The following is a 20,449-nucleotide window of genomic DNA, read 5'->3' on the forward strand; positions in this document are numbered from 1 at the left end:
GCCAAAAAGCGAGCATCAAACGGCCTCGCGCGGATCGAAGCCTTCGAAGGTCATCTGGTCGGCGTTTTGGAATGTACGCCGGCATGCCTCTTCGTCACGCACCGTCCAGGTGATTACAGGCAAGCCCTTTTCGCGTTCGCCTGTGATGAAGGCATTCGGCAGATCGCCATAATAATAGGAGATGAAATCCAAACCGATCTCCATCGCCTGCGCATGTGTTCTGAACTGCTCCGGCGTATTGCCGTCGGCCGTCAATCCGAGCGGGTAGGGTGCATCAAGCGCCTTCAGATCGCGCAGCAGCCAATGGTCGAAGCTCATCAGCGCCACCTTGCCTTCATAGCCTTCGAGTACTTCGAGCACGGATTCGGCAAAACCCTCGTCGTCGGCCTCACGGCCCTTCAGCTCCAGCACCAGCGGCACCTTGCCCTTGACGAGGTCTAGGAGCTGGCGGAGCGTCGGCACCTTGTCGCCCGTGCCGCCGACGGCGATCAGCCCGAGTTCCCTGGAGGTGCGCTCGCGGACGTCGCCGTTCAGATTGCACAGACGCTGAAGATCCTCGTCATGAAAGATGATCGGTACGCCGTCGGAGGCGTAATGCAGGTCGCATTCGATCGCAAAGCCGGCTTCGACCGCGCGCGAGAAGGCCGAAAGCGTATTTTCCCAGACAAGCTTATTCAGGTCGTGATAGCCGCGATGGGCGACCGGCACGTCCTTGATCCAGTCCGCATTGGTCATTCTGCGATTTCCATGATAGCGTCGATCTCGACGGCGGCGTTGAGCGGCAGAGCGGCCATGCCGACGGCGGCGCGCGCATGTTTGCCGGCCTCGCCGAGCACACCGGCGATCAGGTTCGAAGCGCCGTTGATGACGAGATGCTGCTCGATGAAGTCGGGCGCCGAGGCGACGAATCCGTTCAGCTTGATGACGCGCCGGATGCGGCCGAGGTCGCCGCCGAGCGCAGCTTTGGCCTGGGCGAGGATGTTGATGGCGCAGAGCTCGGCGCCGCGCTGGCCGCTCGCAACGTCGACCGTTTTGCCGAGATGGCCGGATACCGCGACCTTGCCCCCTTCGAGCGGCAGCTGTCCGGAGATGTAGAGAAGATTGCCGCTGATCACATACGGAACGTAGTTTGCGGCAGGTGCCGCAGCTTCAGGCAGGGTTATCCCCATCTCGCTCAGGCGTGCAGCAATTTCATTGGACATTTTCGTCTCCGCTTTTGTTGTCAATGTTTCAAAAATTATGCATCAAGACTAGAATCTTTAATATGACAGCTTCGAGCCTCGATTTGGCCGAAAGCTTTCTTATAACATCGCGGCCGAGTCCAACAGGAGTGAATGAATGTTCCGATCGAGTCTAGCCGCTCTGCTTCTCGCCGGCCTTTCCGCCCATGCATGGGCGGCTGCGCCTGCGGCAAGTGCTGCGATCGCGACCGGCCTCGTCGCCCATCGCGCGGTCTACGATCTGGAATTGAAGGACGCGTCGGACCGCTCCGGCATCGCCTCCATGTACGGCCGCATGGTCTATGAATTCGACGGCAGCTATTGCCAGGGCTTCACTACAAATTTCCGCTTCGTGACGCAGATCGATACCGGCGACAGCGTGCGCGTCAGCGATCAGCAGACAAAGACCTTCGAGAACCTGAAGGACCGCAAGTTTACCTTCGACACCAAATCCTTCACCGACGACCAACTCGACAAGGAGGTCAACGGCGCGGCCGAAAATCAGGCCGATGGCGTCAAGGTCGATCTCAAGCAGCCGGCGAGCCGCGAGCTGCAGCTTGGCGAAAGCCGCTTTCCGACAGAGCATATGCTCGATGTGATCCAGAACGCCAAGGAGGGAAAACGTTTCTTCGAAGCCCGCGTTTTCGACGGTTCCGATGACGGCGACAAGTCGCTGGTGACGACGACGATCGTCGGCAAGCAGGAAACGCCCGCTGCCGAGGAAGCCGACGCCGGCAATGCCGGCGCCTTCTCGAAGACAGCCTTCTGGCCGGTGACCATTGCCTATTTCAACGAGAATGCAAAATCGGATTCGGTGCCGGTCTATCGCATGTCGTTCAAGCTCTACGAGAACGGCATCACCCGCGACCTGACGATGGATTATGGCGATTTCGTCCTGACCGGGAAGCTTGCCAAGCTCGAGCTGCTCGATCACAAGGCTGAGGTCTGCAAGTAGGCCGCAGCTCCAGCGATCGGAAAACGCCGGGCTCGCCGATCAGCAACGGTCAAAGTGCCGTCAGCAAGCTGATCTTCCGCTGCGATGACGTCAATTGTTGTCCTGCATAGGGCGTTGGATCGGTTTTTCCAGCATGGGCCTTGCTTTCGTGCCAATTCGAATGTATGGGCACCGGCATTCCACACGTAAGGCATGGGATCGCCCGGGAGAAATCCGGGCTGTTCCGCCGGTGGCATTCTCGAAGAGGGTGCTGTTCGTCTTGCGGAGGTTCAACCGGAAAAGGAGTAACAAGGCATGGCATTGCCTGATTTTTCTATGCGTCAGCTTCTTGAAGCAGGCGTCCACTTCGGCCACCAGACCCATCGCTGGAACCCGAAGATGAAGCCGTATATCTTCGGCGATCGCAACAACATCCACATCATCGACCTGGCCCAGACCGTTCCGATGCTGTCGCGCGCCCTCCAGGTCGTCAGCGACACCGTCGCCCGCGGCGGCCGCGTTCTCTTCGTCGGCACCAAGCGCCAGGCGTCCGAGATCATCGCCGACAGCGCCAAGCGCTCGGCCCAGTACTACGTCAACTCGCGCTGGCTCGGCGGCATGATGACGAACTGGAAGACGATCTCCAACTCGATCCAGCGCCTGCGCAAGCTCGACGAGATCCTCAATGGCGAAGCGCAGGGCTTCACCAAGAAGGAACGCCTGAACCTCGAGCGCGAGCGTGAAAAGCTCGACAAGGCTCTCGGCGGTATCCGCGATATGGGCGGCACGCCCGACCTGATGTTCATCATCGACACCAACAAGGAAAAGATCGCGATCGACGAAGCCAAGCGCCTCGGCATCCCGGTCGTCGCCATCATCGATTCGAACTGCGATCCGGACCTGATCGACTATCCGATCCCGGGCAACGACGACGCATCGCGCGCCATCGCCCTGTATTGCGAGCTGATCTCCCGCGCTGCCATCGACGGCATTGCGCGCCAGCAGAGCTCTTCCGGCCGTGATCTCGGCGCATCCTCCGAAGTTCCGGTCGAGCCGGCTCTCGAGGAAGCAGCCGAAGGCTGATGAAGGCGGGCGGAGACAAAACTCCGTCAAAGCTTGCAGACTGGGAAGGCCGCTCGCGACTCATCGAAGTTCGGCGGCCTTACCTGTTTCAAGGCGGAGGCGTCAGGCGCTCCGTCAGTAAAGTTTCGTTATGGCGCGTCTTCATCACGCTGTCATACATACAGGTACATTTCGTGCCTCAATCCGGTGCCGCGCCGCTTTGCGGTCCACCGTTTGAACCGACAAGAGGAAGATAATGAGCGAGATTACGGCTGCAATGGTGAAGGAACTGCGCGAAAAGACCGGCGCAGGCATGATGGACTGCAAGAAGGCTCTTGCTGAAACCGGCGGCGACATGGAAGCGGCGATCGACTGGCTGCGCGCCAAGGGCATCGCCAAGGCTGACAAGAAGTCCGGCCGTACCGCCGCCGAAGGCCTCGTCGGCGTTTCGAGCGAAGGCACGAAGGCCGTCGTCGTCGAAGTCAACTCCGAAACCGACTTCGTCGCCCGTAATGATGCCTTCCAGGATCTCGTCCGCGGCATCGCCAAGGTCGCCGTCTCGACGAACGGCACTGTCGAGGCCGTCGGCGCTGCGACGTACCCGGCATCCGGCAAGTCCGTTTCCGACACGATCAAGGATGCGATCGCAACGATCGGCGAGAACATGAACCTGCGCCGTTCGATCGCTCTCTCCGTCGAGGACGGCGTCGTCGCCACCTATATCCACAATGCGGTTTCCGACGGCCTTGGCAAGCTCGGCGTTCTCGTGGCGCTGAAGTCGACCGGTGACAAGGAAGCCCTGAACGCAATCGGCCGCCAGGTCGCCATGCACATTGCTGCGACCGCGCCGCTGGCGATCCGCCCGGAGGAGGTCGATGCCGCCGTCGCCGAACGCGAGCGCAACGTCTTCATCGAGCAGTCGCGCGCTTCGGGCAAACCCGACAACATCATCGAAAAGATGGTCGAAGGCCGCATGCGCAAGTTCTTCGAGGAAGTCGCTCTTCTCTCGCAGTCTTTCGTCATCAATCCCGATCTCACCGTCGCAGCCGCCATCAAGGAAGCTGAAAAGGCCGTCGGCGCCCCGATCGAAGTTGCCGGCATGGCACGTCTCCTGCTCGGCGAAGGCGTCGAGAAGGAAGAGACCGATTTCGCGGCTGAAGTCGCGGCTGCCGTCAAGGGTTGATCTTTCAGCCATAATTGGGAAAACGCCAGGGCATCGCGTGACAACGCGGTGCCCTTCGTGTATCGGGCATTCACGGCAATTTACGAGGAGCCAAGATGTCTTTAGAGCCTGTCTATAAACGCGTTCTGCTCAAGGCTTCCGGCGAAGCGCTCATGGGTGGCCAGGGTTTCGGGATCGATGTCGCGGTGGCGGACCGCATTGCATCCGATATCGCCGAGGCAAGGCATATGGGCGTGGAAGTCGGCGTCGTCGTCGGTGGCGGCAATATCTTCCGCGGTGTCGCAGTCGCATCCAAAGGCGGCGACCGGGTGACCGGCGACCATATGGGCATGCTCGGCACCATCATCAACGCGCTCGCGCTGGCAACCTCGCTGCGCAAGCTGAACATCGATACGGTGGTGCTTTCGGCCATCTCCATGCCGGAGATCTGCGAGAGCTTCTCGCAGCGAGCGACCCTTTATCATCTGTCGATGGGACGCGTGGTGATCTTTGCCGGCGGCACCGGCAATCCCTTCTTCACCACCGATTCCGCCGCCGCACTGCGCGCCGCCGAAATGGGCGCGCAAGCGATCTTCAAGGGCACGCAGGTGGACGGCATCTACACCGCCGACCCGAAGAAATATCCCGATGCGACCCGCTTCGACCGCCTGACCCACCAGGAGGTGCTGGACAGGGGGCTTGCGGTGATGGACGTTGCCGCCGTGGCGCTTGCCAGGGAAAATTCCATTCCGATCATCGTCTTCTCGATCCACGAGAAGGGTGGTTTTGCTGAAATCTTGACGGGCGGTGGCCTCAAGACCATCGTCTCCGACAACTGATACAAGCCGCGCCGCGGTTTCGGCGCAGCCCTCGCTAGAACATGGTTGAGCTTTAGGTCCGGTTGGCCTGAAAACTGAAACATGTTCTACATTAAAGAATTAGAGCATGAGACGTCCCGAAAACCGCTGACTTTTCGGCATCGCTCTAAACGGGAGCATCGACATGAGTGAAGGTATCGATATCAAGGAACTGAAGCGCCGGATGGACGGCGCGGTCTCTGCATTCAAGAGCGACATCGCATCGTTGCGCACCGGCCGTGCTTCGGCCAACATCCTCGATCCGGTGACGATCGAGGCCTATGGTTCGCGCGTGCCCTTGAACCAGGTCGCCAACATCACCGTGCCCGAGCCGCGCATGCTGACGGTTTCCGTCTGGGACAAGTCGATGGTCAGCGCCGTCGAACGTGGCATCCGCGAATCCAATCTGGGCCTCAACCCGATCGTCGACGGCCAGAGCCTGCGCATTCCGTTGCCGGAGCTGAACGAGGAGCGCCGCAAGTCGCTCGTCAAGGTGGCGCACGACTATGCCGAAAAGAGCAAGGTCGCGATTCGCCATGTCCGCCGCGACGGCATGGACGGACTCAAGAAAGCCGAAAAGGACGGTGCAATCGGCCAGGACGAGAGCCGTGCGCAGTCCGAACGCGTACAGAAGATGACGGACGAGACGATTTCCGAAATCGACCGCTTGCTTGGCGAGAAGGAAAAGGAAATCATGCAGGTCTAGTGGACCTGTGCCTTTGCCTGGAAAGACCGGACGGGAAATGTCGGAATCTGTATTTGTGACTGTGCCAGAGCATGTTGCCATCATCATGGACGGCAATGGCCGTTGGGCCAAGCAGCGCGGCTTGCCGCGCACGATGGGCCATCGCAAGGGTGTCGAGGCCGTACGCGAGACAGTCCGCGCCGCCGGTGCGGCCGGCATAAAATATCTCACCCTCTTCGCCTTCTCCTCGGAGAATTGGCGCCGGCCCGAAGCCGAGGTTTCCGATCTGCTCGGTCTGCTCAAGGCTTTCATTCGTCGCGACCTGGCCGAGCTTCATCGTCAGAATGTGCGCATCAAGGTGATCGGCGACCGCCACAGCCTGCGCAGCGACATTCTCGGCCTGCTGCTGGAGGCGGAGGAGACCACCAGGGACAACACGGCGCTGACGCTGGTCATCGCCTTCAATTACGGCTCGCGCGATGAAATCTCGCGCGCCGTGGTGAGCCTGGCGAAGGACGTCGAGTCCGGCCGCCTGCGGGCACAGGACATCACCCCCGCGCTGATCAACGCCCGTCTCGACACGGCGGGCATCCCCGATCCGGATCTCATCATCCGCACCAGCGGCGAGGAACGGCTTTCCAACTTCCTGCTTTGGCAGGCCGCCTATTCGGAATTCATCTTCGTCCCGGAATACTGGCCCGATTTCAGCCCGGAGATTTTCCGCTCGGCGCTGGAAAAATTCGCCTCCCGCGACCGGCGCTTCGGCGGCCTGTCATCGCAGGCAGCTGCGGTCGGCACCTGATGCAGAGGGAATTGAAGCTCCGCATCGTTTCAGGATTGATTCTCGCGGTCATCGTTCTCGTCGCCACCTGGTATGGCGGCCCTGCCTTTCGCACCCTGGCGACGGTGATTGGCCTGCTGATCTATTATGAATGGTCTAAGATAACCGGCATTGCGCGGGATTGGGTCGCCAATGTGGTCGGCTGGATCGGCGAAGCGGCGGTCGCCTTCCTCGTGCTTGTCGGCAATTTCGAATTCGCCGCCGGCATGCTGGCCGGGGCCACCGCCGTCGGCATAGCCCTGATCATTCTGCACGGCACGAGTCGCTGGCTGCCTGTCGGCCTCTTCTATGCCGGCGCCACGGGCCTGGCACTCGCCGCGATCAGAAGCGACGACCAGCCCGGTCTTTACGCCATGCTTTTCGTCTTTGCTGTCGTCTGGGCGACCGATATCCTTGCCTATTTCGTCGGCAGGAGGCTCCGCGGACCGAAGCTTGCCCCATCGATCTCCCCGGGAAAGACATGGTCTGGTGCAATCGGGGGCGCCGTTTCTGCGGTCGCAGCGGGCATCCTTCTCGCCTATTTCCTCTTTCCGGGCGCCGAGGTCGCCGCCGCCGGCGTGGCGCTCATCCTGTCGATCTGCAGCCAGTCGGGCGATCTTTTCGAATCCTTCATCAAGCGAAAATTCGGCGTCAAGGATTCGAGCCGTCTTATTCCGGGCCATGGCGGCGTCATGGACCGCGTCGACGGGCTGATTTTCGCCTGTTTTGCGGCGTTCTTGCTTGCTACACTGTTTTCCCTGATAAAGGGGGCTGGCATGACGTCGCTCGGAGCGGCATTGTTCGGCCTCTGATGACGCGGCAGCCTGACGGAAGGAACCCATGGACGCGATGACCGGCATATACGCATTTGTGATGGGGAACATCGTCACCTTCATCCTGGTGCTCTCGCTGCTCGTCTTCGTGCATGAGATGGGCCATTACCTTGTCGGGCGCTGGAGCGGCATTCGTATCCTTGCCTTTTCGGTCGGGTTCGGTCCCGAGCTGTTCGGCTTCACCGACCGTCATGGAACACGCTGGAAGATCTCCGTGATCCCGCTTGGCGGTTACGTCCGCTTCTTCGGCGACGAGGATGCGTCGAGCAAACCGGACAGCGACAAGCTTGCCGCCATGTCCGAGGAGGAGAGGGCGCGCTCCTTTGCCGGCGCCAAGCTGTGGAAACGTGCCGCGACTGTCGCAGCCGGTCCGATCGCCAATTTTCTGCTGGCGATCGCCATCTTCACTGTTCTCTTCACCGTCTATGGCCGCATGATCGCCGACCCGGTCGTTGCCGAGGTCAAGCCGGAGAGCTCGGCGGCCGCGGCCGGCATCCTTCCCGGCGACCTCCTGGTTGCCCTCGATGGCGGCAAGGTCGAGACGTTTGAAGATGTGCGCCGCTATGTCGGCATGCGCCCCGGCCAGAGGATTGTCGTCACAGTCGAGCGCGGCGGCCAGAAGCTCGATGTGCCGATGGTGCCGCAGCGCGTCGACCAGACCGATCAGTTCGGCAACAAGATGGAAGTCGGTCAGATCGGCATCGCTACCGACAAGAACTCCGGCAATTTCCGGCTGCAGACCTACACGCCGCTCCAGGCGCTGCGTGAGGGCGTGATCGCCAGCGGGCAAATCGTCACGGACACCTTCAAATATATCGGCAACATCTTCAGCGGATCAATGCGGGCTGATCAACTGGGCGGGCCGATCCGTGTGGCGCAGGCTACCGGCCAGATGGCGAAGCTTGGCCTGGGGGCAGTGTTGCAGCTTGCTGCGGTGCTGTCGGTTTCGATAGGATTGCTTAACCTGATGCCGGTTCCGGTACTTGATGGTGGCCACCTGATGTTCTATGCGGTGGAAGCGGTCAGAGGAAAACCGCTGGGTGCCAAGGCCCAGGAAATTGCATTTCGTATAGGCCTGGCAATGATATTGACATTGATGGTTTTCACGACCTGGAACGACATCACCCTGAGCTGAGGGTAAACGCGTAAGGCAAGGGAATTACTATTTATTTACGATGTTTCAAGGCTGTAGTGGCGAATGGGTCACGCTTGGAAATGAAGTAAACAGAAATTAACGCCCTCCCTTGCTTGTATGTCAAAAGCGGGTAAAACGACACACGTGACCGGAATCGGGTTCTCCCGGGGACGGGGACGAGGGAAAAAAGGTAATAGGTGAAATGAAGGCTGGTTCAAAGTTTTTGAACGCAGTATCGGCGGTTGCGCTGTCTGCTAGTGTTGTTGCTTCGGGCGCAGGTGCTTTGACGTTCGTTTCCGCTACGGCCGCTGAGGCCGCGGTCATCCAGCGCATCGATGTGCGTGGCGCAAGCCGCGTCGGCGCGGAAGCTGTCCGGTCGAACCTCACCATCACGCCGGGCAAGAGTTTCTCGAACACTGATATCGATAACTCGGTCAAACAGCTTTACGGCACGGGCTACTTCTCCGATGTGAAGATTTCGGTTTCCGGCGGCACGCTCGTCGTCAACGTCCAGGAGGCCCAGCTCGTCAATCAGGTCGTCTTCAACGGCAACCGCAAGATCAAGGACGACAAGCTCGCGACGATCGTCCAGACGCATGCTGCCGGTCCTTACAGCGACACGCAGATCCAGTCCGACATCCAGGCGATCAAGGATGCCTATGCCGCCACCGGCCGCAGCGAAGTCGAAGTGACGACGCAGGTGGTGCCGCTCGGCGAGGGCCGCGTCAATCTCGCCTTTGTCATCAACGAGGGCGATCGCACCAAGATCGATTCGATCAATTTCGTCGGCAACAATGCCTACAGCGCCGGTCGTCTGGCTGCCGTCATCAATACCAAGCGTTCGAACTTCCTTTCGTTCCTGACCCGCAAGGACGTCTACAACGAAGACAAGCTTCACGCCGACGAGGAAGCGCTGCGCCAGTTCTATTACAATCGGGGCTATGCCGACATGCGCATCGTCTCTTCCGATGCCAGCTTCGACGAGGCGACCAACAAATACACGCTCACCTTCAACATCGAGGAAGGTCAGCGCTACGACTTCGGACCGGTGACCGTCCAGTCGACCGTCGAAGGTGTTGGCTCCGATCAGCTGCTGCCGCTGGTGCGCACGAAGGAAGGTCACGTCTATAGCGCCAAGGAAGTGCAGAAGTCGATCGAAGCGATCTCTGATCAGGTTGCGTCGGCCGGTTATCCCTTTGCGCGCGTCACACCGCGCGGTAACCGCGACCTCAACAACAACACGATCGGTGTCGAATATCTCGTCGACCAGGGCGAGCGCGCCTATGTGGAGCGCATCGAGATCCGCGGCAACAGCCGTACGCGCGACTACGTCATCCGCCGCGAATTTGACATGAGCGAAGGTGACGCCTTCAATCAGCAGATGATCACCAAGGCCAAGCGTCGTCTGGAGGCGCTCGGTTACTTCTCTTCCGTCAATATCTCCACGCAGCCGGGCAGCTCCCCCGATCGTGTCGTGGTGGTGGTCGACGTGCAGGATCAGTCGACCGGTTCGTTCGGTGTCGGCGCGGGTTATGCCGCCGGCGGCGACGGTCTGCTGCTCGAAGCATCGATCGAAGAAAAGAACTTCCTTGGCCGCGGTCAGTACATCCGCATCTCGGCCGGCGGCGGTCAGGAAGGCTCGCGCGCCTACGGCGTCAGCTTCACCGAACCCTATTTCCTCGGCTACCGCCTGGCGGCGGGCTTCGACGTCAACCACAGTGAAACGTCGAGCAACGACAATTACGACTACCAGGAAACCAGCGTCGTTCTGCGCGTCACGGCGCCGATCACCGAAGATCTGGCGACGACTTTCCGCTATAACTACAAGCAGATGAAGTACGACGCTGACAACAGCGATCTTTCCGATCTGTCCGCTCCGTATCAGCACCTCGTTGAGGACAGCCCGTGGACACGTTCCTCCGTCTCGCAGACGCTGACCTACAACACGCTCGATGACACTGTTCTGCCGCGCGAAGGCATCTACGCGACGGCGACGCAGGAAATTGCCGGCCTCGGTGGCGACTCGCAGTTCTATAAGATCTACGGCAAGGCCCGCTACTACCACCTGCTTGCTGATGATGCCGATATCATCGGCTCGGTTTCGGCCTCGGCGGGTTATGTCGTCGGCTTCGGTGAGCACCTGAATGTCTTCGACCAGTTCACGCTGACCAATGGCGACATTCGCGGTTTCGAGAACAAGGGTATCGGCCCACGCGTCAGGGGTGACAACGACGATCCGCTGGGCGGCACAACGTACTTCACCGCATCGGCCGAAGCGACGTTCCCGATGCCGGGCTTCCCGCGCGACTTCAACCTGCGCGGCGCGGTCTTCGCCGATGCCGGCACGTTGTTCGGCAACGACGTTGACCTGAGGGGCGACGGCATTGAGGGCGAAGACGCCTCGCTGCGCGCTTCCGTCGGTGTCGGCGTCGTCTGGCAGTCTCCTTTCGGTGCATTGCGTCTGGATTACGCAATCCCGGTTCTCAAGGAAGACTTCGACAAGACGCAGAACTTCAAGTTTGGCATCAACAACCAATTCTGATATCGGCAGTCCGGAACTGTAAGACTCAATTCCGTTCTGGAGCATTGCCGATGGAGCAAAACGGTTTTTTTCTGCCCCATGAAGGTCTGAGGCTCGCTGAGCTGGCAGAGTTTCTTGGGGCAGAACTCGCCAATTCCGATCATGCCGATGTTATCGTCAAGTCTGTCGCCCCCATCAGCCGGGCGCGGGCTGGCGATGTCTGTTATATCCTGTCGCGCCGTAACCGGGAGGAGTTTGCGACATGCGAGGCCTCGGCGGTGATCTGCGACAAAGCGCTTGCCGATCTCGTTCCTCCGCATCTTCCGGTTATCTTTTCGTCCAATCCGCATGCTGCCTTCGCAATGGCGGGAGGCTTGTTCTACCCCGCAGCATTGCGTCCGGTCGCTCTTTCGGGTGAAAGCGAGATTGCTCCGAGCGCGATCATCGATCAGAGCGCCAAACTTGAAAAGGGCGTGATCGTCGAACCGTTGGCCGTGATTGGTGCGCATGCCGAGATCGGGACGGGAACGCGCATCGGCGCGAACAGCGTCATTGGCCCGAATGTCAAGATCGGCCGGGATTGTTCGATTGCGGCTGGAGCGAGCATTCTTTGCGCGCTGATCGGCAATGGCGTCATCCTCCACAATGGCGTTCGGATCGGCCAGGATGGTTTTGGTTATGCACCGGGGCCGCGCGGCATGATCAAGATCGTTCAGATCGGCCGGGTGATTATCCAGGACAATGTCGAGATCGGCGCCAACACCACCGTCGACCGCGGCGCCATGGACGACACTGTGATCGGCCAGGGGACAAAAATCGACAATCAGGTCCAGATTGGCCACAACGTCCAGATCGGCCGCCATTGCGCCATCGTTTCGCAGGTCGGCATCGCCGGCAGCACGAAGATCGGCAATGGCGTGCAGATCGGCGGCCAGGTGGGAATCAAGGGGCATGTGACGATCGGTGACGGCGTGCAGATCGCTGCCAAAAGCGGTATCATGACCGACCTTGCCGCCGGCGGACAATATGGCGGTGTCCCTGCACGTCCGCTAAAAGACTATCTGAGAGAGGCCGCGCAACAGGTGTCGAAGTCCAAGTTGCGCGGGAGGAACCCTGGAGGCAAGCAAGATGACTGAGGAAGCCACGACGACGCTTTCTTCGGCTGATATTTCCGAAATCATGAAGCTGCTGCCGCATCGCTATCCGTTTCTCATGGTCGACAAGATCATCGAGATCGACGGCGACAACGCGGCGATCGGCATCAAGAACGTCACGGTGAACGAGCCGCATTTCACCGGCCATTTTCCCGAAGCGCCGATCATGCCCGGGGTTTTGCTGATCGAGGGCATGGCGCAGACGGCGGGCGCCATCTGCGCCAAGAAGGAAGGGCAGACCGGCAACCTCGTCTACTTCATGACCATCGAGAATGCGCGCTTCCGCAAGCCGGTCGTGCCCGGCGACCGCGTCGAATTCCACGTGAAGAAGCACAAGCAGCGTGGCAATATCTGGAAATTCCATTGCGACGCCAAGGTCGACGGCGCACTTGTCGCCGAAGCCGATATCGGCGCGATGATCGTTCGTAAGGATCAGGCATGAGCAATATCGCCGAAAGCGCCCGTATTCATCCGATGGCTGTCGTCGAAGACGGAGCTACCATCGGCGAGGGCGTCAAAATCGGTCCTTTCTGCCATGTCGGGCCGCATGTTGTCCTGCATGCGAATGTCGAGCTCCTGGCGCATGCGGTCGTCAACGGCCGCACCGTGATCGGCAAAGGCACGCGCATCTTTCCGATGGCCGTGGTCGGCGGTGATCCGCAGAGCGTGCACCACGGCGGCGAGGAAACGACGCTGACGGTCGGCGCCAATTGCACGATCCGCGAAGGTGTGACGATGAACACCGGCACGGCCGATTTCGGCGGCCAGACGATCGTTGGCGACAACAACCTTTTCCTTGCCAATTCCCACGTCGCGCACGACTGCCGGGTCGGCAACCATGTGATCATGTCGAACAACGTCATGCTCGCCGGCCATGTCGTCATCGAGGATCGCGTTATCCTGGGCGGCGGCTCGGCTGTTCACCAGTTCACCCGCGTCGGCCGCCACGCCTTCGTCGGCGGCCTGTCGGCGGTGAGTTACGATGTCATTCCCTATGGCATGCTGAACGGTAATCCAGGTCTGCTGGGCGGCCTCAACGTCGTCGGCATGACGCGGGCCGGCATCGACCGCGCCGTCATCCACCGGGTGCGCCGCGCCTACAAGGCGATCTTCGAAGGAACGGGCTCCGTGCGCGAAAACGCCGCCGCGATCCGTGAGGAATATGCCGATTGCGAGCAGGTGGTGCAGATCCTCGACTTCATTGCAGCCGACAGCGACCGCGCACTGTCCTCGCCGACCCGGGGGCAGAAGGGCTAGTCCGTGGCTTTAACAGGCGACACCGCTGCGGGCCGGTTGGCGATCATCGCCGGCGGTGGCCTTCTGCCTTGCTATGTCGCCGAAGCCGCGCGCGCGGCTGGCGAAAATCCCGTTATCGTCGCGCTGAAGGACGAAAGTGATCCACGTTGGGAAGGCTATGATCACGCCGTTATCGGCATCGGCGATTTCGCCGCCCTTGAGGGCCTCTTCAACCGATATGGCGTCGGACGTGTGGTGATGTCGGGAAGTGTGCGCCGCCGGCCGGAATGGCGCGAGGTGCGCCCGACGTTGCGCATTCTGATGAAGGTCCCGGCCGCCATTCGCACATTGCTCTCAGGCGGCGACGATACGGTTCTGCAGATGGTGATCCGGTTGATCGAGGGGAACGGGCGGCGGGTCGTCGGCGCCCACGAGATCGCCCCCGACCTGCTCGCTTCCGTTGGCCCGCTTGGTGCCGCCGCCCCCGGCGAGGAAGACCGGCGAGATATCAGCCGAGCCGCCGATGCCGCCGAGACGCTTGGCCGGCTGGATGTCGGGCAGGGTGCAGTCAGCATCGGCGGGCGCGTTGTCGCGCTGGAAGGACTTGAGGGCACAGATGAGATGCTGGACCGTGTTGCCGGCCTCAGGACCGCCGGACGGATTTCGCCGCGCCGCCGCGGCGTGCTCGTCAAGCTCTGCAAGCCGCAACAGGACATTCGCGCTGACCTGCCGGCGATCGGCGTTGCCACAATCCTGAACGCTGCGAAAGCCGGCCTTGCCGGCATCGCAATCGAGGCCGGTCGCTCGCTGGTGCTTGATCGGACCGCGGTCATCAGCGCCGCCGACGAGGCTGGGTTGTTCGTCTGCGGCATCGATCGTGGTCTGCCGGCATGGGGGCTCGAATGAACGGAGCGCCGCTGAAGATCGCCGTCATTGCCGGGGAAGTGTCGGGCGATCTGCTTGGCGCCGATCTCATCGCGGCGCTGAAGCGGATTTACAGCGGGCCGGTGGAGCTTGTCGGCGTTGGCGGCGAGGGGCTGCAGGCGGAGGGGTTGAAATCCCTGTTCGATTTTTCCGAGCTGTCGATCATGGGCATCACCCAGGTGCTGAGCCGGCTGCCAAGGCTGTTTGGCCTGATCCGTCAAACCACGGCTGAGATCGTCGCCGCAAAGCCGGATATTCTTGTCATCATCGACAGTCCCGATTTCACCCATCGCGTCGCCAAGCGCGTGCGCACCGCGTTGCCCGATCTGCCGGTCGTCAATTACGTCTGTCCGAGCGTCTGGGCCTGGAAGGAATATCGCGCCACGCGCATGCTCGCCTATGTCGATCACGTGCTTGCCGTCCTGCCCTTTGAACCGGCAGCCATGCAGCGCCTCAATGGGCCGGCGACGACATACGTCGGGCATCGTCTGGTCGCCGACCCAGCGCTGCTGGAGACACGTCGCCTGCGCCTGGGAAGGCAGCCAGGTAACGCTCCGATCCTGCTTCTTCCCGGCTCGCGCTCCTCCGAGATCCAGAAGCTTCTGCCTTACTTCGAGATCGCCGCGAATGAAATCGTCGCCCGCAATGGGCCGACACGCTTCATTCTGCCGACGGTGACGCACAGGCAAGCGCTTGTCCGCGAAATCACGGCGGCGTGGGCGGTAAAGCCAGAGATCGTCGTCGGCGCGCAAGCAAAATGGAAGGCCTTTGCCGAGGCCGATGCGGCCATGGCGGCGTCCGGAACCGTTATTCTCGAACTCGCCCTTGCCGACGTTCCCGTCGTCTCCGCCTACAAGGTCGACTGGATCATGCGCATGCTGACATCGGGCATCAAGACCTGGACCGGCGCGCTGCCGAACCTGATCGCGGATTACCCGGTCGTGCCGGAATATCTGAACGATGTCGTTCGCGGCGCAAGCCTTGCGCGCTGGATGGAAAGGCTGTCGGCCGACACCTATCAGCTTAAGGCGATGAAGGAAGGCTACGAGCTCATCTGGCAGCGCATGCAGACGGAAAAGCCGCCCGGCGAACAGGCTGCCGAAATCCTTCTCGACGTTTTGAACAAGAAAAAACCCGGCCATTCCTGACCGGGTTTCTTTTGAGCTCTGAAGCGATCAGCGCTTCGAAACCGGGATGTAGTCGCGCTTCGGTTCACCGACATATAGCTGGCGCGGACGGCCGATGCGCTGTTCCGGATCCTCGATCATCTCGTTCCACTGGGCGATCCAGCCGACGGTGCGGGCAAGCGCGAAGAGCACGGTGAACATGGTGGTGGGGAAGCCCAGCGCCTTCAGCGTAATGCCGGAATAGAAGTCGATATTGGGATAGAGCTTCTTCTCGATGAAATATTCGTCGGTGAGCGCGATGCGCTCCAGCTCCATCGCAACTTCCAGCAACGGATCGTCCTTGATGCCGAGTTCGCCAAGCACTTCATGCGTCGTCTTCTGCATGATCTTGGCGCGCGGATCGTAGTTCTTATAGACGCGGTGGCCGAAGCCCATCAGCCGGAACGGATCGTTCTTGTCCTTGGCGCGGGCAATATATTCCGGAATGTGGTCGACCGTGCCGATTTCCGTCAGCATGTTGAGAGCCGCTTCGTTGGCGCCGCCATGGGCGGGGCCCCAGAGGCAGGCGATGCCGGCGGCGATGCAGGCGAACGGGTTGGCGCCCGACGAACCGGCGAGACGGACGGTCGAGGTCGAAGCGTTCTGCTCGTGATCGGCATGCAGGATGAAGATGCGGTCCATGGCGCGGGCAAGCACCGGATTGACCACATATTCCTCGCAGGGGACGGCAAAGCACATGCGCAGGAAGTTCGACGCATAGTCGAGGTCGTTCTTCGGGTAAACGAAGGGCTGGCCGATATGATACTTGTAGGCCATAGCGGCAAGCGTCGGCATCTTGGCGATCATGCGCAGGCTGGCGACCATGCGCTGGTGCGGATCGGTGATGTCTGTGGAGTCGTGATAGAAGGCCGACAGGGCGCCGACACAGCCGCACATCACAGCCATCGGATGCGCATCACGGCGGAAGCCGGTGAAGAAGCGGCTCATCTGCTCATGCACCATCGTGTGGTGCGTGACGCGATAGTCGAAGTCCTTCTTCTGCGCGGCCGTCGGCAGTTCGCCGTAGAGCAGGAGGTAGCAGACCTCGAGGAAGTCGCCGTGCTCGGCAAGCTGCTCGATTGGATAGCCGCGGTGCAGCAGCACACCTTCGTCACCGTCGATATAGGTGATTTTGGATTCACAGGATGCGGTCGAGGTGAAGCCCGGATCGTAAGTGAAGGAAGCGGTGTTTTTGTAGAGGGCACCGATGTCGATGACGCTCGGGCCGATCGTGCCGCTTTTAACGGCGAGGTCGACTGATTTGTCACCGATTTTTATTGTAGCGCTTTGATCCGTCATGCTGATCCTCCGAAATGTCGGTGGCGCCACAAAAGCGCCATAGGGGTTAAGCGTCCTTTCCGATAGCTATATGATCGTGACGCTAATGCCAAGTTACCGTGATGGCATTTTGTGCATTGCGGCATCACCTTTTAGGCACCGCAGCGATGAGCCGCACGCATAACGGAAGCCGATGATTCGACTTGCCTTTTGCTCCTTTGGTTTTTCCTTCGTATTTCAACCGATTATTCTTGCCGGATTTGCGTGAAGGTTGCATTCTGGCGACTTCGCGGGGGTCATTTTGGGCGGCGCATGCAGGAACAGACGACAGCCGAATTGCGGCCGCAAGTGGGCGCCGGCCTTGCCGATCCGCCGAATTTTCCTGCGCCTGCGGTGGTGACTCAATCGGTAAGGACGCAGTCGCAGACCCCGTTGCGTCATCGGCTGCTGGCCGCCGCCCGGCAATCGCTGCCTGCCGGAGCCTACATGCTGGGCGAAGAGGCCGATTATGGCCGAATGCTGCTGTTCTCGCCGGTCTTCCTCGGAGCCGGCTCGGCCTTCTGGTTTCTTGCGGCATCGGATTTGCCCCTCGTTCCATCGCTGCTCTGCTTGCTGGTGTCGGCGGCCGCGGTTTTCCTCACCGGTCCCAGCCGGCCGGCCTTGCGCGCAAGTTTGATGGCGCTGGCACTTTTCGCCGGCGGCATGCTCTCGGCTCAGTTTGAGAGCTGGCGGGCTTCGACGGTGATCCTCGATTCATCCGTGACGACGACGGTGACCGGCCGTGTCGAACGGCGGGAAGGGGACGGCCGCGGGCGCTGGCGCTACATTCTTGCCGTCACAGGCACCGAGGCTCCGGAGCTGAAACGGCCGCCGAGACGCATCACCGCGATCGTCCGGGGCGCCGATGCGCCTTTCGAAATCGGCGACATCATCACCGGCAAGGCACGGCTGACACCGCCGGCGGGCCCCGCACTTCCCGCGCTCAACGATTTCTCCTTCGGTGCCTATTTCGACGGCATCGGTGCCAACGGTTTCTTCTATGGTGCGCCGGAGAAACTCGACTTGGAGGCAGGCCCGCAGGCGGCCAGCTCGACGTCGGACGCTCTGTTCGAATGGCTCTACCGGCTGCGCAGCAGCATCGGCGACCGCATAAGATCGATCCTGCCCGGCGATACCGGCGCTTTTGCCGCTGCTCTGGTGACGGATGAACGGCGCGCCATCTCGAAGACGACGACGGAGGCGCTGCGCCAGTCCGGCCTTGCCCATATCGTCGCGATCTCGGGCCTCAACATGGCGCTGTCGGCCGGCATCTTCTTCGTCGGCTTCCGCATGCTGCTCTGCCTCTTTCCCGGCGTCGCCCAAGCCTATCCGACAAAGAAGATCGCCGCCGCCGGTGCGCTCATGGCCGTCACCGCCTATTACCTGATCTCCGGTTTCGGGGTTTCGGCCGAGCGCGCTTTTATCATGATGACCATCATGCTGATTGCCGTCTTCTTCGATCGGCCGTCGATCAGCCTGCGCAATGTCGTTCTCTCTGCGCTCATCATCATCGCCATTTCACCTTCGGAAGTATTGGGACCGAGCTTTCAGATGTCCTTTGCCGCGACATTGGCTTTGGTATCGGGCTATCAGCTGTGGAAGGACAGGCGTGTCCGTGAAAACGCTTTCCTGAAATTGCCGATCATCAGGCCGGTGGTTGTCGTCGCCGGTTTCTTCGGCGGCGTCTTCCTGACCTCGCTGATCGGCGGTTTTTCCACCGCCCTGTTTTCGATCGAGCATTTTCATCGCCTGACGGCTTACGGCCTGCCGGCAAACCTTGCGACGATGCCGATCATCTCCTTCATCGTCATGCCGGCCGGGCTGCTGGCGATGCTGCTCATGCCCTTCGGGCTGGATGCTCCGCTCTGGACGGCGGTCGGATTCGGCCTCGATCTGGTGATTGCGGTTGCCAAGACGGTGTCCGGCTGGGGCGGCGATATCGGCATCGGCCGCTTGCCCGCCTGGTATTTCGCAGTGGCGGTGGCAGGCTTTCTGCTGCTGACGCTGCTGCGCACCCGGCTGCGCCATGTCGGCACATCCATCATCGCCGTCTCGACACTCACCGTACTGCTGCTGCCGGCTCCCCGCCCGCCGGATCTGGTGATTTCGGAGGATGGTGGTCTGGTTGCGGTCGTTGCGGCTGAGGCAATCGCGTCCAACCGTGAAAACCCGCCGGATTTCATCTTCGACCAGTGGCAGCGAGCGCTGGTCCTGCCGACACATGTTCCACCGAAGATGCTGGATGGTCCGGCTATCCCGCCGGAAGGAGAAGACCGCCGAGTCAGGCTTTCCCGCGATCAGCAGAACGAAGCGAGCGCAGCGATGCGGGCAGCCGCAGCAGGCGGTGAAGCAAACCGGTTTTCCTGCGTCAAGAAGGCGTGGTGCACATCACGACTCGGCAATGGCCATATCGTCACCGTCATCGACAATGCCGCCTATCTCGGCCCGGCCTGCGATACGGCCGATATCGTCGTGACCTCAGTCCGCCTGCGTTTCAACAGCTGCCGTTCAGGCGGGACGCTCTTCACCGGCGAGACGCTCCGCAGGACCGGTTCCGTCGAATTGCGCTTCGCCGATGCCGGCCTGCAGGTCGCAACCGCATTCGAGGCGCTATCGCGGCCATGGATGCGCCATCGCGCCTATGATTGGCGCAAAGACAGTTTTACCGAATCCGGTCCGGCTGCTGTCAGTGATAACGGCGAATGAGGCCGACGAGCTTGCCCTGCACCTTGACGCGGTCCGGCCCGAAAATCCGGGTCTCGTAAGCCGGGTTGGCGGCTTCCAACGCGATCGAGGCGCCCTTCCGGCGGAAGCGTTTCAGCGTTGCTTCCTCGTCGTCGACGAGGGCAACGACGATGTCGCCGGGACTTGCGGTGCTGCCGTTGCGGATGATCACGGTGTCGCCGTCGAAGATGCCGGCGTCGATCATCGAATCGCCCTTGACCTCCAGCGCGTAGTGCTCACCGGAGCCAAGCATGTCCGCGGGAATGATGATGTCATGCGTGTTGTTCTGGATCGCCGAGATCGGAACGCCGGCGGCGATTCTTCCCATGACCGGCACGGAGACAGAGTTGCCGTTGTCGGCGACCGGCTTTGCGGCAGCGGGGGCGGCGACCGGCTGGGGTTTGCCGAGGCTGCCCTCGATGACGCTCGGCGAAAAACCGCGGCGCTGTTGCAGGCTGGGGTTATAGGCCTCCGGAAGCTTGATCACTTCAAGCGCCCGGGCGCGATTCGGTAGCCGGCGAATGAAGCCGCGCTCCTCGAGCGCCGTGATCAGGCGGTGAATGCCGGATTTCGAGGCGAGATCCAGGGCATCCTTCATTTCGTCGAAGGAGGGAGGGACGCCGGATTCCTTCATGCGCTCATGAATGAAAAGGAGAAGCTCCTGTTGTTTGCGCGTGAGCATCGACGTCAGACCCCTGA

At 61.0% G+C, this 20,449-nt stretch carries 19 protein-coding genes; 15 read left to right on the forward strand and 4 right to left on the reverse strand.

What is annotated here, in order from left to right:
• Positions 1-15 precede the first annotated feature (15 nt).
• Both HJB91_RS13685 and HJB91_RS13690 read right to left on the reverse strand, forming a co-directional pair.
• Positions 16-735: a glycerophosphodiester phosphodiesterase gene (locus HJB91_RS13685; RefSeq protein ID WP_210631518.1), complete on the reverse strand. Its 720-nt coding sequence runs from the start codon at positions 733-735 to the stop codon at positions 16-18.
• A complete protein-coding gene (locus HJB91_RS13690; RefSeq protein ID WP_210631517.1) occupies positions 732-1,202 on the reverse strand; it encodes a RidA family protein in 471 nt (156 codons plus the stop codon). The genes HJB91_RS13685 and HJB91_RS13690 overlap by 4 nt, the downstream gene beginning before the upstream one ends.
• 136 nt (positions 1,203-1,338) lie before the next feature.
• On the opposite strand from HJB91_RS13690, the gene HJB91_RS13695 reads away from it, so the two are divergent.
• From HJB91_RS13695 to lpxB, 14 genes are all read left to right on the forward strand, one after another.
• Positions 1,339-2,175: a cell envelope integrity EipB family protein gene (locus HJB91_RS13695; protein WP_210631516.1), complete on the forward strand. Its 837-nt coding sequence runs from the start codon at positions 1,339-1,341 to the stop codon at positions 2,173-2,175.
• Positions 2,176-2,469: 294 nt separating this feature from the next.
• Complete coding sequence (gene rpsB, locus HJB91_RS13700) at positions 2,470-3,237, forward strand: 30S ribosomal protein S2 (RefSeq protein WP_003573382.1); 768 nt, start codon at positions 2,470-2,472, stop codon at positions 3,235-3,237.
• Positions 3,238-3,472: 235 nt separating this feature from the next.
• Entirely contained in the window at positions 3,473-4,399 is a 927-nt protein-coding gene (gene tsf / locus HJB91_RS13705; protein ID WP_210631515.1) for a translation elongation factor Ts, read from the forward strand.
• Positions 4,400-4,494: 95 nt separating this feature from the next.
• Entirely contained in the window at positions 4,495-5,217 is a 723-nt protein-coding gene (gene pyrH / locus HJB91_RS13710; protein WP_064691480.1) for a UMP kinase, read from the forward strand.
• Between the two features lie 163 nt (positions 5,218-5,380).
• On the forward strand, positions 5,381-5,941 hold the full coding sequence (gene frr / locus HJB91_RS13715; protein ID WP_039619546.1) for a ribosome recycling factor: 561 nt from the start codon (positions 5,381-5,383) through the stop codon (positions 5,939-5,941).
• Between the two features lie 37 nt (positions 5,942-5,978).
• On the forward strand, positions 5,979-6,722 hold the full coding sequence (locus HJB91_RS13720; RefSeq protein WP_210631514.1) for an isoprenyl transferase: 744 nt from the start codon (positions 5,979-5,981) through the stop codon (positions 6,720-6,722).
• On the forward strand, positions 6,722-7,552 hold the full coding sequence (locus HJB91_RS13725) for a phosphatidate cytidylyltransferase (protein ID WP_221154983.1): 831 nt from the start codon (positions 6,722-6,724) through the stop codon (positions 7,550-7,552). Before HJB91_RS13720 ends, HJB91_RS13725 begins: the two co-directional genes overlap by 1 nt.
• A 28-nt stretch (positions 7,553-7,580) precedes the next feature.
• Positions 7,581-8,708: an RIP metalloprotease RseP gene (rseP, locus tag HJB91_RS13730; RefSeq protein ID WP_221124080.1), complete on the forward strand. Its 1,128-nt coding sequence runs from the start codon at positions 7,581-7,583 to the stop codon at positions 8,706-8,708.
• 202 nt (positions 8,709-8,910) lie between these two features.
• Positions 8,911-11,250 (forward strand): outer membrane protein assembly factor BamA, encoded by a 2,340-nt coding sequence (gene bamA, locus HJB91_RS13735; protein WP_210631511.1) that lies wholly within the window; start codon positions 8,911-8,913, stop codon positions 11,248-11,250.
• Positions 11,251-11,300: 50 nt separating this feature from the next.
• Positions 11,301-12,365 (forward strand): UDP-3-O-(3-hydroxymyristoyl)glucosamine N-acyltransferase, encoded by a 1,065-nt coding sequence (lpxD, locus tag HJB91_RS13740; protein WP_221154984.1) that lies wholly within the window; start codon positions 11,301-11,303, stop codon positions 12,363-12,365.
• Positions 12,358-12,825 carry a 3-hydroxyacyl-ACP dehydratase FabZ gene (gene fabZ, locus HJB91_RS13745; protein ID WP_210631509.1) on the forward strand — a complete coding sequence of 156 codons (468 nt, stop codon included), beginning with the start codon at positions 12,358-12,360 and terminating at the stop codon, positions 12,823-12,825. The genes lpxD and fabZ overlap by 8 nt, the downstream gene beginning before the upstream one ends.
• Positions 12,822-13,640: an acyl-ACP--UDP-N-acetylglucosamine O-acyltransferase gene (lpxA, locus tag HJB91_RS13750; RefSeq protein ID WP_210631508.1), complete on the forward strand. Its 819-nt coding sequence runs from the start codon at positions 12,822-12,824 to the stop codon at positions 13,638-13,640. The genes fabZ and lpxA overlap by 4 nt, the downstream gene beginning before the upstream one ends.
• A gap of 3 nt (positions 13,641-13,643) precedes the next feature.
• On the forward strand, positions 13,644-14,525 hold the full coding sequence (locus HJB91_RS13755) for an LpxI family protein (protein WP_210631507.1): 882 nt from the start codon (positions 13,644-13,646) through the stop codon (positions 14,523-14,525).
• Positions 14,522-15,691, forward strand: coding sequence for a lipid-A-disaccharide synthase (lpxB, locus tag HJB91_RS13760; protein ID WP_221154985.1), 1,170 nt, complete (start codon positions 14,522-14,524; stop codon positions 15,689-15,691). The genes HJB91_RS13755 and lpxB overlap by 4 nt, the downstream gene beginning before the upstream one ends.
• Positions 15,692-15,718: 27 nt before the next feature.
• On the opposite strand, the gene gltA is transcribed toward lpxB, so the two are convergent.
• Entirely contained in the window at positions 15,719-17,008 is a 1,290-nt protein-coding gene (gltA, locus tag HJB91_RS13765; RefSeq protein WP_004678636.1) for a citrate synthase, read from the reverse strand.
• A gap of 291 nt (positions 17,009-17,299) precedes the next feature.
• Here gltA and HJB91_RS13770 point away from each other — a divergent pair, with 291 nt between their 5' ends.
• Positions 17,300-19,732 (forward strand): ComEC/Rec2 family competence protein, encoded by a 2,433-nt coding sequence (locus HJB91_RS13770; RefSeq protein WP_221154986.1) that lies wholly within the window; start codon positions 17,300-17,302, stop codon positions 19,730-19,732.
• On the opposite strand, the gene lexA is transcribed toward HJB91_RS13770, so the two are convergent.
• Complete coding sequence (gene lexA / locus HJB91_RS13775; protein ID WP_221154987.1) at positions 19,713-20,432, reverse strand: transcriptional repressor LexA; 720 nt, start codon at positions 20,430-20,432, stop codon at positions 19,713-19,715. The genes HJB91_RS13770 and lexA overlap by 20 nt on opposite strands.
• Positions 20,433-20,449: the final 17 nt, after the last annotated feature.

Origin of the sequence: Rhizobium sp. NLR10b (genome assembly GCF_019685435.1) — a bacterium.
Classification (GTDB): domain Bacteria; phylum Pseudomonadota; class Alphaproteobacteria; order Rhizobiales; family Rhizobiaceae; genus Rhizobium.

What these genes read in the sequence shown, in the direction of transcription:
- HJB91_RS13695 (WP_210631516.1), top strand. Translation starts at nt 1,339, where the DNA reads ATGTTCCGATCGAGTCTAGCCGCTCTGCTTCTCGCCGGCCTTTCCGCC.
- frr (WP_039619546.1), top strand. Translation starts at nt 5,381, where the DNA reads ATGAGTGAAGGTATCGATATCAAGGAACTGAAGCGCCGGATGGACGGC.
- HJB91_RS13690 (WP_210631517.1), bottom strand. Translation starts at nt 1,202, where the DNA reads ATGTCCAATGAAATTGCTGCACGCCTGAGCGAGATGGGGATAACCCTG.
- lexA (WP_221154987.1), bottom strand. Translation starts at nt 20,432, where the DNA reads ATGCTCACGCGCAAACAACAGGAGCTTCTCCTTTTCATTCATGAGCGC.
- HJB91_RS13685 (WP_210631518.1), bottom strand. Translation starts at nt 735, where the DNA reads ATGACCAATGCGGACTGGATCAAGGACGTGCCGGTCGCCCATCGCGGC.
- rseP (WP_221124080.1), top strand. Translation starts at nt 7,581, where the DNA reads ATGGACGCGATGACCGGCATATACGCATTTGTGATGGGGAACATCGTC.
- HJB91_RS13720 (WP_210631514.1), top strand. Translation starts at nt 5,979, where the DNA reads ATGTCGGAATCTGTATTTGTGACTGTGCCAGAGCATGTTGCCATCATC.
- tsf (WP_210631515.1), top strand. Translation starts at nt 3,473, where the DNA reads ATGAGCGAGATTACGGCTGCAATGGTGAAGGAACTGCGCGAAAAGACC.
- gltA (WP_004678636.1), bottom strand. Translation starts at nt 17,008, where the DNA reads ATGACGGATCAAAGCGCTACAATAAAAATCGGTGACAAATCAGTCGAC.
- lpxB (WP_221154985.1), top strand. Translation starts at nt 14,522, where the DNA reads ATGAACGGAGCGCCGCTGAAGATCGCCGTCATTGCCGGGGAAGTGTCG.
- lpxA (WP_210631508.1), top strand. Translation starts at nt 12,822, where the DNA reads ATGAGCAATATCGCCGAAAGCGCCCGTATTCATCCGATGGCTGTCGTC.
- HJB91_RS13725 (WP_221154983.1), top strand. Translation starts at nt 6,722, where the DNA reads ATGCAGAGGGAATTGAAGCTCCGCATCGTTTCAGGATTGATTCTCGCG.
- lpxD (WP_221154984.1), top strand. Translation starts at nt 11,301, where the DNA reads ATGGAGCAAAACGGTTTTTTTCTGCCCCATGAAGGTCTGAGGCTCGCT.
- HJB91_RS13770 (WP_221154986.1), top strand. Translation starts at nt 17,300, where the DNA reads ATGCAGGAACAGACGACAGCCGAATTGCGGCCGCAAGTGGGCGCCGGC.
- fabZ (WP_210631509.1), top strand. Translation starts at nt 12,358, where the DNA reads ATGACTGAGGAAGCCACGACGACGCTTTCTTCGGCTGATATTTCCGAA.
- bamA (WP_210631511.1), top strand. Translation starts at nt 8,911, where the DNA reads ATGAAGGCTGGTTCAAAGTTTTTGAACGCAGTATCGGCGGTTGCGCTG.
- rpsB (WP_003573382.1), top strand. Translation starts at nt 2,470, where the DNA reads ATGGCATTGCCTGATTTTTCTATGCGTCAGCTTCTTGAAGCAGGCGTC.
- pyrH (WP_064691480.1), top strand. Translation starts at nt 4,495, where the DNA reads ATGTCTTTAGAGCCTGTCTATAAACGCGTTCTGCTCAAGGCTTCCGGC.